The sequence below is a fragment of the Pseudomonas fluorescens genome (assembly GCF_030344995.1).
Classification (GTDB): Bacteria; Pseudomonadota; Gammaproteobacteria; order Pseudomonadales; family Pseudomonadaceae; genus Aquipseudomonas; species Aquipseudomonas fluorescens_BF.
In genome coordinates this window covers 3,227,996-3,241,326 of record NZ_CP128260.1, presented here as the reverse complement: position 1 = coordinate 3,241,326, position 13,331 = coordinate 3,227,996, and the positions used below count along the sequence as shown (strand labels likewise).

10 protein-coding genes are annotated in these 13,331 nt (G+C 61.9%); 4 read left to right on the top strand and 6 right to left on the bottom strand.

Annotated elements, in window-relative coordinates:
* Positions 1 to 32: 32 nt before the first annotated feature.
* The 6 genes from QR290_RS14550 to QR290_RS14525 all read right to left on the bottom strand — a co-directional run bounded on the left by QR290_RS14550 (position 33) and on the right by QR290_RS14525 (position 10,276).
* The gene (locus QR290_RS14550; protein WP_115077803.1) at positions 33 to 1,502 is read right to left on the bottom strand and encodes an efflux transporter outer membrane subunit; all 1,470 of its coding nucleotides are present in this window, start codon (positions 1,500 to 1,502) and stop codon (positions 33 to 35) included.
* Positions 1,499 to 4,606, bottom strand: a complete 3,108-nt coding sequence (locus tag QR290_RS14545; RefSeq protein ID WP_289202882.1) for an efflux RND transporter permease subunit — start codon at positions 4,604 to 4,606, stop codon at positions 1,499 to 1,501. The genes QR290_RS14550 and QR290_RS14545 overlap by 4 nt, the downstream gene beginning before the upstream one ends.
* On the bottom strand, positions 4,603 to 7,707 hold the full coding sequence (locus QR290_RS14540) for an MdtB/MuxB family multidrug efflux RND transporter permease subunit (RefSeq protein WP_289202881.1): 3,105 nt from the start codon (positions 7,705 to 7,707) through the stop codon (positions 4,603 to 4,605). The genes QR290_RS14545 and QR290_RS14540 overlap by 4 nt, the downstream gene beginning before the upstream one ends.
* Positions 7,704 to 9,011: an MdtA/MuxA family multidrug efflux RND transporter periplasmic adaptor subunit gene (locus QR290_RS14535; RefSeq protein ID WP_102686275.1), complete on the bottom strand. Its 1,308-nt coding sequence runs from the start codon at positions 9,009 to 9,011 to the stop codon at positions 7,704 to 7,706. The genes QR290_RS14540 and QR290_RS14535 overlap by 4 nt, the downstream gene beginning before the upstream one ends.
* Positions 9,012 to 9,199: 188 nt before the next feature.
* Positions 9,200 to 9,700, bottom strand: a complete 501-nt coding sequence (gene tpx / locus QR290_RS14530; RefSeq protein WP_034155955.1) for a thiol peroxidase — start codon at positions 9,698 to 9,700, stop codon at positions 9,200 to 9,202.
* A 132-nt stretch (positions 9,701 to 9,832) separates the two neighbouring features.
* A complete protein-coding gene (locus QR290_RS14525; protein WP_289202880.1) occupies positions 9,833 to 10,276 on the bottom strand; it encodes an SRPBCC family protein in 444 nt (147 codons plus the stop codon).
* A gap of 132 nt (positions 10,277 to 10,408) precedes the next feature.
* Between QR290_RS14525 and QR290_RS14520 the strand changes: the two genes are divergently transcribed.
* The 4 genes from QR290_RS14520 (at position 10,409) to QR290_RS14505 (ending at position 13,328) form a co-directional block, all read left to right on the top strand.
* On the top strand, positions 10,409 to 10,834 hold the full coding sequence (locus QR290_RS14520) for a YciI family protein (protein ID WP_289202879.1): 426 nt from the start codon (positions 10,409 to 10,411) through the stop codon (positions 10,832 to 10,834).
* 209 nt (positions 10,835 to 11,043) lie between these two features.
* The gene (locus QR290_RS14515) at positions 11,044 to 11,322 is read left to right on the top strand and encodes a hypothetical protein (protein ID WP_289202878.1); all 279 of its coding nucleotides are present in this window, start codon (positions 11,044 to 11,046) and stop codon (positions 11,320 to 11,322) included.
* A 12-nt stretch (positions 11,323 to 11,334) separates the two neighbouring features.
* Positions 11,335 to 12,285 (top strand): SphA family protein, encoded by a 951-nt coding sequence (locus QR290_RS14510; protein WP_289202877.1) that lies wholly within the window; start codon positions 11,335 to 11,337, stop codon positions 12,283 to 12,285.
* 62 nt (positions 12,286 to 12,347) lie between these two features.
* Positions 12,348 to 13,328, top strand: a complete 981-nt coding sequence (locus tag QR290_RS14505; RefSeq protein WP_115077796.1) for an AAA family ATPase — start codon at positions 12,348 to 12,350, stop codon at positions 13,326 to 13,328.
* Positions 13,329 to 13,331 lie beyond the last annotated feature (3 nt).

Genomic DNA, 13,331 nt, shown 5'->3' with positions numbered 1-13,331 from the left:
TCTCACGTTCCGCGTGAGAACGATCAATGAGACTAGCGGTTATCAGTAGTTTCCAACTGCCCGTCCCAACCGCCGCCCAGCGCCGCGATCAGTTGCACGCTGGCAATCAAGCGGCTCTGCAGGATATTCAGGACAGTGCGCTCATTACTCAGGGCCGTCGCCTGCACCACCACCACATCGAGATAAGCAATCACCCCGGCCTTGTACTGGTTTTCGGTCAGACGCAACGAATCCCGTGCCGCATCGAGGGCTTCCTGGCGTACGGCTGCTTCGTCCTCGTACACCTTCAACTGCACCAGGTAGTTTTCCACTTCGCGGAAGCCGTCGAGCACAGTCTGGCGGTATTTGGCCACGGTCTGGTCATACACCGCTTCGGTACGGTCGACTTCGGCGGAGCGGATGCCACCGTCGAACAGCGGCAGGGTCATTTTCGGCCCCACCGACCAGAAGCGGTTCGGCAGGCTGATCAGGTTCTGCGAAGTACTGCTGCTGTAGCCGCCGCTCATGCTCAGGCTGAAGTCCGGGTAGTACGCAGCTTTGGCCACACCGATGTTGGCGTTGGCGGCGATCACCGAGCGCTCGGCCGAGGCAATGTCCGGACGACGCTCAAGCAACTGCGACGGCAGACTCAGTGGAATCTGCGGCAGCTTGGGAATGTCCTGGGTCTCGGCAATGTTGAATTCGGCGGGCGGCTGGCCGGTCAGCACCGCGATGGCGTTTTCGAACTGCGCCCGTTGCCAGATCAGGTCCACCAGATCGCCCTGGGTGGTTTTCAGCTGGGTCTGCGCCTGCGCCACCGCATCACGCCCGGAAACCCCGGCGTTGTACTGGTTCATGGTCATTTTCAGTGAGCGCTCGTAAGCCGCCACTGTCGATTCGAGCAGGCGTTTCTGCTGATCGATCACCCGCAATTGCAGGTAGTTCTGCACCAGCTCGGACTGCTGGCTCAGCCGCATCGCCGCCAGGTCTGCGTAGCTCGCCTGGGCGCTGGCTTCATTGGCTTCCAGGCCACGACGCAACTTGCCCCAGACATCCGCTTCCCAACTCACGCCCAGTTGCGCGTTGTAGGTGTCACGAATCCCGCTGGCGGAACTGCTCAGGCTCGAACTGCTGCTGCCGGTGCCCTGACTGGAGCGGGTTTTGCCGGCGCTCAGATCAACGCTCGGGTAAAACGCCCCGCGCGCGCTGCGCACCAAGGCCTGGGCCTGACGGTACTGGGCTTCGGACTGGGCGACGGTCTGGTTGGAACTGTTGAGTTTCTCGATCAGCTCGTTGAGCTGACGGTCACCATACAGCTCCCACCAGGCACCGCGCGCCAGGGAATCGCTCGGGTTGGCCTGACGCCAGCCTTCGGCTTCCTTGTACTGGGCGATTTCAGCGGTCTGCGGCCGCTGGTAGTCCGGGCCGACGGCGCAGGCACTGAGCATCGCCACGCACAGGGACAGGCTCAGCAGGCGCGAGCCGCGAACGGTAGCCAGATTGATAAGCGAACGGTCAGTCATAGCGGAGTTTCCAGAGCGGCATCGGTGCGCACGCCACGCCATTTGTTGAAACGATGGCGCAGCTTGTCGAGATAGAGGTAAACCACAGGTGTGGTGTAAAGGGTCAGCACCTGGCTGAAGACCAGCCCGCCGATGATGGTCAGGCCCAGCGGCTGGCGCATTTCCGCGCCTTCAGCCCGGCTGAGCAACAACGGCAAGGCGCCGAGGATCGCCGCCAACGTGGTCATCAGGATCGGCCGCAAACGTTGCAGACAGGCGCTACGGATCGATTCCAGCGGCGCCATGCCTTGATGACGCTCCAGTTGCAGCGCCAGGTCGATCATCAGGATCGCGTTCTTCTTCACCACGCCGATCAGCAGGAACAGCCCGAGCAGCGAGATCAGGCTGAACTCACCGCCCAGCGCATAGATCGACAGCAACGCACCGACCCCGGCCGACGGCAACGTCGAAAGGATCGTCAGCGGGTGAACATAGCTTTCATACAGCACGCCCAGCACCAGATACACCGCCAGCAGCGCACCGAGGATCATGAACGGCTGGCTTTTCTGGGTGGCGGCAAACGCATCGGCGGTGCCGGCCATTTTCGCGATCACGTCTTCCGGCAGGCCGACCTTGGCAATCGCTCGCTCAATGGCGGCGCTACCCTGCTCCACCGTCACGCCTTCGGCCATGTCGAAGGAAATGCTCTCGGAGGCGAACTGGCCTTCGTGGCTGACCCGGTCGTCTTCCAGGCTGTTTTCATAATGGGCGAACGTCGACAGCGGAATCCGCGCACCGTCAGCGGTAATCACCTGAACCTGCTTGAGCGTCACCGGGTCCTGGGCATATTTCGGATTGACCTCCATCACCACCTGATACTGGTTGAGGCTGTCGTAAATCGTGGAAATCTGCCGCTGACTGTAGGCGTTGTTGAGCACGGCGGTGACCATGTTCATGTCCACGCCCAGGCGCTTGGCCTGATCGCGGTCGACGATCAGCGTCACCTGCTGTGCACCGCGCCCTTCACGGGCGTCGATGGCCGTCAGTTCCGGCAAGGCTCGCAGCGCGGTGACCACTTTCGGGTACCACTCGCGCAAGGCGCCCAGGTCACCGCTTTGCAGGATGTAGCTGTACTGCGAAGTAGTCTGCTCGCGGCCGCCGCCGAATTGCAGGTCCTGGTCGGCCATCAGCATCAATTGCGCACCGGCCACCTTGGGCATTTCCTTGCGCAGGCGCTCGATGACCTTTTGTGCCGAGATATTGCGCTCCTTGATCGGTTTCAGGCGTACCAGCATAAAGGCGTTGTTGGTGCCGTTGGTGCCACCGATGAACCCCGCGACACTCTCGACCGCGTCGTCCTTGAGCACCGCACGGCGGAAGGTCTCCATTTTCGGCTGCATCACGCTGAACGACAGACCATCGTCACCGCGCACGAAACCGATCAACTGGCCGGTGTCCTGCTGCGGCATGAAGGTTTTCGGCACTACAACATAGAGGGCGACGTTCACTCCGACCGTGATGATCAGGCTCAGCAACGTCAGGCGACGGTGACGCAACACCCAGTCAAGGCTGGTGGCGTACTTGCCGACCATCCAGTCGTTGGTGCGGCGGCTCCAGCGTTGCAGGCGGTTTTCCTCGCCCGGCTTGTGGGGTTTGAGCCAGCGCGCGCAGAGCATCGGGGTCAGCGTCAGGGAAACCACCAGCGACACCACGATGGCCGCAGCCAGGGTGATGGAAAATTCGCGGAACAGGCTTTCGATAATCCCGCCCATGAACAGGATCGACAGGAACACCGCCACCAGCGAGACGTTCATCGACAGCAAGGTGAACCCGACTTCCTTGGCCCCGAGGTACGCGGCCTTCATCGGTTTGACGCCTTCGTCGATGTGCCGGGAAATGTTCTCCAGCACCACGATGGCGTCGTCCACCACCAGCCCGGTGGCGAGAATCAGCGCCATCAGCGACAGGTTGTTCAGCGAGAATCCGTAGAGGTACATCACCGCGAAGGTGCCGACCAGCGACACCGGCACCGCCAACGTCGGAATCAGCGACGCGCGGAAGTTACCGAGGAACAGGAACACCACCAGAATCACCAGTGCCACGGCGATCAGCAGGGTCATTTCCGCTTCGTGCAGGGTGGCCTTGATCACAGGCGAGCGATCCATCGCCAGGTTCAGTTTGACGCTGGCCGGCAGCACCGCCTGCAACGCCGGCAACTGCGCCTTGATCTCGTTGACCGTCTCGATGATGTTGGCGCCGGCCTGGCGGTTGATCACCAGCAGCACCGCCGCGTCATCGTTGAAGAAACCGCTGTTGTAGCGGTCTTCCACGCCGTCGCTGACCTTGGCCACGTCTTTCAGGCGCAGGGCCGCGCCACCGTTGTAGTGGATGATCAGCGATTCGTAATCCTTGGCTTTCTCCAACTGGTCGTTGGCCTGAATCTGCCACAGACGCTGGTCGTCCTCGACCGAGCCCTTGGGCCGGCGCACGTTGGCTTCGGCGATGGTCTTGCGCACATCGTCCAGCGCCACGCCGTACTGGTTCAGCGCCTGGGGTTCGAGTTCGATGCGCACCGCCGGCAGGGAGCTGCCGCCGATCTGCACTTCACCGACGCCCTGCACCTGGGACAGACTCTGGGACAGGATGGTTGAGGCCAGGTCGTAGAGCTGACCCTTTTCCAGCACGTCCGAGGTCAGCGACAACACCATGATCGGTGCCTGCGACGGGTTGACCTTCTTGTAGGTCGGCATGCTGCGCATCCCGCTCGGCAGCAGATTGCGCGAAGCGTTGATCGCTGCCTGCACTTCCCGCGCCGCGCCGTTGATGTCGCGGTCGAGGTCGAATTGCAGAATCACCCGGGTCGAGCCCTGGCTGGAACGGCTGCTCATGGTATTGACGCCGGCGATGGCGCCGAACGAACGCTCCAGCGGCGTGGCCACGGTGGAGGCCATGACTTCCGGACTGGCGCCGGGCAGGCTGGCCTGGACCACGATCACCGGGAAGTCCATCTGCGGCAGCGGCGACACCGGCAGCAGGCCGAAGCTCACACCGCCCAGCAGCATGATCGCCAGGCTCAGGAGCATCGTCGCCACCGGGCGCTTGATGAAAGGACCGGACAGGTTCATGGCTGTTCCACCGGCTCCACGGCCGACGGTGCACGGCCCCAGCGCCGGCCGAGACGATCGAAGTACAAATAGATCACTGGCGTGGTGAACAGCGTCAGCACCTGACTCACCAGCAACCCGCCGACCATCACCAGACCCAGCGGTTGACGCAATTCAGCGCCGGAACCGGTGGCCAGCATCAACGGCACTGCACCGAACAGCGCTGCCAGCGTTGTCATCAGAATCGGCCGAAAACGCAACAGCGCCGCCTGATAGATCGCCTGCTCCGGCGCCATGCCCTGGGTGCGTTCAGCGTCGAGGGCAAAGTCGATCATCATGATCGCGTTCTTCTTCACGATACCGATCAGCAGGATGATGCCGATGATCGCGATCATGCCCAGATCGTTGCCACTGAGCAGCAACGCCAGCAACGCCCCCACCGCCGCCGACGGCAAGGTCGACAGAATGGTGATCGGGTGTATGTAGCTCTCGTAAAGCACGCCGAGCACGATGTACATGGTCACCACCGCCGCCAGAATCAGCAGCAAGGTGCTCGACAGCGATGCCTGGAACGCTTCGGCTGCGCCCTGGAACTGGGTCTGCACGCCAATCGGCATGCCGATGTCCTTCTGCACCTGCTCGATGATGTCCACCGCATGCCCCAACGCCACGCCGGGCGCGAGGTTGAACGACATCATCACCGCCGGGAACTGGCCGATGTGGGTGATCGCCAGTTGCGCCTGCCGCTCTTCGACGTGGGCCAGACTCGACAACCGCACCTGACCGCCATCGGTGGTCTTGACGTGAATCTGATCCAGCGCCTGCGGACCGATCTTCTCCCCGGCCTGAGCCTGCAGCACCACGCGGTACTGGCTGGCCTGGGTGTAGATGGTCGAAATCTGCCGCTGGCCGAACGCGTCGTACAGTGCATCGGTGATATTCGACACCGACACGCCCAGACGAGAAGCGGCGTCGCGGTCGATCACCAGGAACACCTGCAAACCCTTGTCCTGCAAGTCGCTGGCAACGTCTGTCAGTTCCGGACGCTGGGCCAGGGCCTCGACCAGACGGCCGCTCCACAGGCTGAGCAATTCGGAATCCGGCGACGACATGCTGAACTGGTACTGGGTGCGGCTGACGCGGTCTTCGATGGTCAGGTCCTGCACCGGCTGCATGAACAGGCGGATGCCCACCAGTTTGTCCAGTTGCGGTTGCAGGCGGGCAATCACTTCAGTGGCGGTCAGATCACGCTGACCATGGGGCTTGAGGTTGATCAGCAGCCGGCCGCTGTTGAGCGTGGCGTTGTCACCGTCGACACCGATGTAGGACGACAGGCTTTCCACCGCCGGATCTTCCAGAATCACCTTGGCCAGCGCCTGCTGACGCTCGCCCATCGCGGCGAAGGAAATCGACTGCGGCGCTTCGGAAATCCCCTGGATCACCCCGGTGTCCTGCACCGGGAAGAAGCCCTTGGGCACCACCATATAAAGGAATACGGTCAGGGCCAGCGTACCGATGGCAACCAGCAGGGTCAGCGGCTGGTGCTTGAGCACCCACTGCAATTTGCGCCCGTAAGCGGAAATCATCCAGTCGATGAACGCACCACTGGCGCGGTAAAAACGGCCCTGTTCATGTTCTTCCGGCTCACGCTTGAGCAGACGCGCACACATCATCGGCGTCAGGGTCAGCGAAACCACCAGGGAGATCAGGATCGCCACCGCCAGGGTGATGGCGAATTCGCGGAACAACCGCCCCACAACGTCGGCCATGAACAGCAACGGGATCAGTACCGCGATCAGCGACAGGGTCAGGGAAATCAGGGTGAAACCGATCTGCTTCGCGCCCTTGAGCGCGGCCTGCATCGGGCTGTCGCCCTCCTCGATGAAACGCGCGATGTTTTCCAGCATCACGATCGCATCGTCGACCACAAAACCCGTGGCGATAGTCAACGCCATCAAGGTCAGGTTGTTGACCGAGAACCCGGCCAGGTACATCACGCCGAACGTACCGATCAGCGACAGCGGCACGGCCACCGACGGAATGATCGTGGCGCTGGCACGCCGCAGAAACAGGAACGTCACCATCACCACCAGCGCGATGGCGATCAGCAGTTCGTGCTGCACGTCGGTGACGGAGGCGCGGATGGTCTGGGTACGGTCAGTCAGGACAACGACGTCGAGGCCGGCCGGCAGGTTGTCGGTGATGCTCGGCAGCAGCGCCTTGATCCGGTCCACTACCTCGATCACGTTGGCACCCGGCTGACGCTGGATGTTCAGCAGCACGGCCTGATTCTGGTTGGCCCACGCCGCCAGACGCTCGTTCTCGGCGCCATCGACGATCTGCGCGACATCCTTCAGCCGCAGCGGCGCGCCGTTGGCGTAGGCCAGAATCAAGTTGGCGTAATCCTTGGGCGAGGTCAGCTGGTCGTTGGCGTCGAGCATCGACACCCGGGTCGGGCCATCGAAGTTGCCCTTGGGCTGGTTGACGTTGGACGCGCCAATCAGCGTGCGCACGTCCGACAGGTTCAGGCCGTTGGCGGCGAGCGCTTCCGGGTTGACCTTGATCCGTACCGCCTGACGCTGGCCGCCGGCAATGCTGACCATGCCGACGCCGCTGATCTGGGCGATCTTCTGCGCCATGCGCGTATCGACCAGATCATTGAGTTTGGGCAGCAACATGGTTTTCGAGGTGATGGCCAGGGTCAGCACCGGGGTGTCCGCCGGGTTGACCTTGTTGTACACCGGCGGCGCCGGCAAGTCGGTCGGCAACAGGTTGGTCGCGGCGTTGATCGCGGCCTGCACCTGCTGTTCGGCGACGTCCATGTTGATGTCGAGGCTGAAACGCAGGGTCAGCACCGAGGCACCGCCGGAACTGGTCGAGGCCATTTGCGTGAGACCCGGCATCTGCCCGAACTGGCGTTCCAGCGGCGCGGTGACGGCACTGGTCATCACGTCCGGACTGGCGCCCGGATAAAGGGTCATGACCCGGATGGTCGGGTAATCGACCTGTGGCAACGCCGACACCGGCAGCAGGCGATAGGCGATCAGACCGGCCAGCACAATGGCCAGCATGCTCAGTGTGGTGGCGACCGGGCGGAGGATGAACAGACGCGAAATGTTCATGCGCCCTTCTTGGCCTTGTCGGTGACGGTGGCGTCAGGTGCGGTGGCGGCGGACTTGCCTTGCAGGTGTTCGGTCGGGGTGGTCGGCACGTCCTTGCTGTCGTTGACCACCTCCACTTCGCTGCCTTCCTTCAGGCGGTCAGTGCCTTCCAGCACCACGCGGTCGCCTGCGGCCAGGCCTTCGGTGATCACGGTGTTTTCGCCGTCGCTGGCGCCGATCTTCAACTGGCGGATGGTGACTTTCTTGTCGCCGTCCAGCGCGTAGACGAAGGTGCCGTTGGTGCCGAACTGAATGGCCGCCGACGGCGCCAGCACCACACCTTTCAAGGTGTCAGCCAGCAGATGGACATTGACGAACTGGTTGGGGAACAACGACTGATCGCGGTTTTCGTAGCGCGCCTTGAATTTCAGGGTGCCGGTGGTCACGTCGATCTGGTTGTCGAGGCTTTGCAGCACACCGGTGGCTTGCAGTTTGGTATCGCCACGATCCCAGGCTTCGGCCGGCAGCTTGGCGCCGCTGCGATAGCGGGCGAGAACGGTTTCCAGGCTGTTTTCCGGCAGGGTGAAGGCGACGCTGATCGGTTGGGTCTGGGTGATGACCGCCAGGAACGTGGTGTCGTTAGCTGCCACGAGGTTGCCGACGTCGAGCTGACGCAGGCCGACGCGACCGGCAATCGGTGCGCGGATCTTGGTGAATTCGAGATTGAGCTTGGCGTCGTTGACCGCCGCCTGATTGGTTTTCACGGTACCGAGGTATTGGCCGACCAGGGCTTCGGCGGTGTCCAGCGTCTGCTTGGCGATGCTGTCTTCCTTGTACAGGCCGCGATAGCGCTCGACATCGACCTGAGCGTTTTTCAACTGCGCCTGATTCTGCAACAAGGTGCCTTCAGCCTGGAGCAAGGCGTTCTGGTACGGACGCGGGTCGATCTCCGCCAGCAGGTCGCCGGCCTTGACCATTTGCCCTTCCTCGAAATAAATCTTCACCAGTTCGCCGCCGACCCGGCTGCGCACATTGATGGTGTTGAGCGCCGTCACCGTGCCCAAGGCCTTGTAGTACAGCGGGAAGTCCCCGGTGACCGCCGGCGCCACGCGCACCGGAATCGGCCCGGCCGCGCCGCCAAAGCCCGGCCGCATCATCCCCGAACGACCAGTGTGGCCGGCCTGCGCCTTCTCGCCGCCCTCCTTGTGGGTCGAACCGGCGGGCCAGAATTTCCAGCACAGACCGGCAATGACCAGCAGGACAAGCAGGCTCAGCAGCCAGCGACGGGAGTTTCGGGAAGACGATTGCATGGAGTGATTAACCATTGGGCGCGTGGGCTTCTTTTACGGGAGGCTGAACGATAAGCACTGGCCGGGATTTAGCAAAGCAGCTTTACCGGCAATTTACCTTCAACTTACGTTTCAAGGTGTGAGGCAAAACACTGATACACAAATGAAAACGGCCTGGACAGGGCCAGGCCGTTAACAATTGTAAAGCGCTTGTTTCAGAACACTTATTTCAATACAGCAAGTGCCGCATCGTAGTTCGGCTCTTCTGCAATTTCCTTGACCAGTTCGCTGTGCAGGACGTTGTCGTTTTCGTCCAGAACAACCACAGCGCGGGCGGTCAGGCCTTTGAGCGGGCCGTCAGCGATGGCCACACCGTAGTTCTCGATGAACTCGGCGCCACGCAGGGTCGACAGGTTTTGTACGTTTTCCAGGCCTTCGGCGCCACAGAAGCGTGCCTGGGCGAACGGCAGGTCAGCCGAGATGCACAGCACAACAGTGTTGCTGATGTCGTTGGCCTGAGCGTTGAACTTGCGCACGGAGGTGGCGCAGGTCGGGGTGTCGACGCTTGGGAAGATGTTCAGCACTTTGCGCTTGCCGGCAAAGTCTTTCAGGGTGACGTCGGACAGATTGCCGGCTACCAGGGAAAAGGCTGGCGCCTTGGAACCGGCTTGTGGCAGTTGGCCGTTGACTTGAACCGGGTTGCCTTTGAGAGTGACTTGAGCCATGAACGGAGTCCTTCTTAACGTTGTTGGGAAAGCATGCAAGAGGCGGAAGTTAACCACGAAATTGTCCGACGACCTATGCCTGAACCGAAATTGTCATGTGCCACCCCGCAAGATTGGATACAACCTTGAGCGTCAACCCAGCAAACGCAGCATGTTGCGATGCCGGGCCTCAAAGATCCGCCGCATGTAACCGTTCACCAGCAAGCCTTCGCTGAACGCCCCGCCAATCGCCGAATACGTCACGCGGTCGGTGTAGAGCGTACCGCCCTCACCCGCCGCCACCCGATGTTCATGACGAAAGGCCCGCAACGGCCCCTTGAGCATTTCGTCGACGAAATGCGTGTCGCTGACTTCGCGAATTGCCACCGTCCAGTTCGACGGAATCAGATTGAACATCCAGTGCCGAAAGCGGAATTGCCGCCCGGCTTCGATGCGCAGGTTGTTCAGATCAACGTTCCCCAGCGGCGTGATGCGTTCGGGAAAGATCTTCGGGAAGTTGACCCCTTCCAGGCAGAAGTCGAGCACCTCGCTCGGGGAGCGGCCAGGGATCAGCGTGGTGAGTTCCAGGGTGGGCATGGCGGACACATTCCGAATGAAGGTGATGCTTGTTAAAACGCGAGTCTGCATCTTTTCTTTAACGACCTGTCGATTCCGACCCGAGCCGTTCGACTAAGCCATGAATCCCTCACCTAACTGCGGAGAAACACCATGCGCTTCATGATCATTGTCAAAGCCAGCCACGACTCCGAAGCCGGCGTGATGCCCAGCGAACAACTGCTGACCGACATGGGCAACTACAACGAGGAACTGGCCAAGGCCGGCATCCTGGTTTCGGCCGACGGCCTGCACCCGAGCAGCAAAGGCGCCCGTGTGCGTTTCAGCGGTGAAAAACGCAGCGTGATCGACGGCCCGTTCGCCGAAACCAAGGAGCTGATCGCCGGCTACTGGATCTGGGACGTGAAATCGAAAGAGGAAGCCATCGAATGGGTCAAGCGTTGCCCGAACCCCATGCCGGGCACTGAATCGCAAATCGAGATTCGCCAGGTGTTCAGCCCGGAAGATTTCGGCGCCGAATTCACTCCGGAACTGCGCGAGCAGGAAGAACGCATACGCGAACAGGCCAAAAAACACTGAGTTACGAAAATTTGCGCAGGATCACTTTCGTGCACAAAACAACGTGATCCTGCGCACAAAACCAAAGAATTAACCCCTTAGACTGGCTAACCCCCGATTAACTGCTAGCGTCAACAGACATGTCCTACAGGCTTGATAAGAAAGGGATTACGTCGTAACGGCCAAGAAGTGCCGAGTCGTCCACTGAGCCACCAGGGAACCGGGGAATCATGTCCAAAAGCAACGGGATCAACGTCTTGTGGTCGGCGAGCGTGCCGACGTCCGTCTTCTGCGGTCGTTCGAAAACGCTCATCAAAATCGCCGGTTACGGCGTGATGAGCATGTTCGTCAGTTGCGGCGTCGGCGCTCAGGATTTCACAGCCAGCACGCACGATGCCCGAGCCATCGCCGAGTACGTCCCTCCCCCGACCGCTCCCTCCTGGTCACCGACCCAGTACGACGACCAGACCCGATCGACGTCGCCCGATCCGGTCCATTCAAAACAATAAACGGAGTGCCTCATGGCCAAACCTTGCGTTGTCCGCCCATTACTGGCGCTCTGCTTGATCGGCAGTCCGCTGGCGTACGCGGCCGAAGGTGGCGTCGGTCGGCCGATCACCGGCCAGCAAGTGTTTTCCAACGCAGGCGTGATTCCGCCGGCGCCGGGCTGGGTGATGTCCTTGACCAGCATCTGGTACGACGGCGAGATCAAGGGCAGTGGCGGCGCACCGATTTCCGGAGAGGTCAGCGCCGGGATCAAGATGAAAGTTTCCTACACCATGGCCAACCTCACCCACGTCTGGGACACCGGAAAGGGGCAATGGAATTACGCCTCGGCCATCGGCGTGCCCGTCCAGTACACCGACATCGATGCTGCCATCACCGGCCCGCGCGGCCGTACCCTCGGCACCAGCGATTCCGGCACCCAGTTTGCCGATGCGCTGATCACGCCGATTGCTGCCGGCTACCACTTCGACGAGCTCAACCACATTTCGTTTTCGCTGCCGATCTACGTCCCGACCGGGGCCTATAACGATGATCGGCTGGCCAACCCCGGGCAGAACAATTACACGTTCATGCCCACCGTGGCGTTCTCTCATCTGGACGGCAAGGGCGGCGAATTCACCCTCTCCGGCAACCTGCAGTTCTACACCGAGAACAAAGCCACCGATTACCGCACCGGCGACATCTTCACCCTCGAAGCCCTGTGGACACACGGTTTCGGCAACGGCTGGAACGCCGGGCTGGTCGCCGGTTACGTCCAGCAGATCAGCGACGACAAGGGCGACACCGCCGACACCCTCAACGGTTTTCGCGGGCGCTCGGTGGGCGCCGGACCGACGCTCGGCTGGAGCGGCAAGTTCGCCGATGCCCAGGCCAGCGTCAGCGCGCGCTGGGTGCCTGAGTTCGATACCAAGAACCGGCCTGAAGGCAACGGCGTCGCCGTGAACATGACCCTGGCGTTTTTCTAGACCGCGACCGGCCACCTTTATAGCCGGCCATTCGATCCTCACGTGTCGAGAAGGGAAGCTACATGACTGCACTGACCGACCTCAACGCCCTGCAAGCCAGCATTGCCGAAGCAGTGCTCGGCCAGGATCAGGTGATCCGGCAGATCCTGCTCGGCCTGCTGGCCAACGGGCACCTGCTGCTGGAAAGCCTGCCGGGACTGGCCAAGACCCGCACGGTCAAGGCGCTGGCCAAGCATCTGGACGCGAAGATGAGCCGCATCCAGTTCACCCCCGACCTGCTGCCCTCGGATATCACCGGTGCCGAGGTGCTGCATCAGGTCGAGGGCAAGAACGAGATCCGCTTCCAGCCCGGCCCGCTGTTCGGCAACCTGATCCTCGCCGACGAGATCAACCGCGCCCCGGCCAAGGTGCAGGCCGCGCTGCTCGAAGCCATGGAAGAACGGCAGATCACCGTGGCCGGCAACAGCCATGCGCTGCCGGAGCTGTTCATCGTGGTCGCCACTCAGAACCCGATCGAGCAGGAAGGCACCTACCCGCTGCCCGAAGCGCAGATGGACCGGTTCCTGATGAAAGTCCTGCTGGATTACCCCAGCGCCGACAACGAAAGCCAGGTGCTGCGACTGCTGCGCGCCGAGGAGTTTGCCCAGGGCGCCAGCACCACGCCGACCAAGGGCTTCGAGCTGGCGCAGGAGGTGATCTTCGCTGCGCGCAAGGAGGTCAGCGCGGTGCACGTTTCCCCCGCCATCGACCGCTATTTGATAGATCTGATCAACGCCACCCGCCATCCGGCGGATTACGACGAAGACCTCGCCCGCTGGATCGCCATCGGCGCCAGTCCACGCGGCGGCATTGGTCTGGATCGCTGCGCCCGCGCCGATGCGTGGTTGCAGGGCCAGGACTTCGTTTCGCCGGACAACGTGCGCGCCGTGGTGCACCCGGTGCTGCGTCATCGCCTGCAACTGAGCTACGACGCGGTGGCCGATGGCGTCAGTGCCGATCAGGTGCTGGACCGGATCCTCGACAAAGTCGCCATTCCGGCCTGAGGT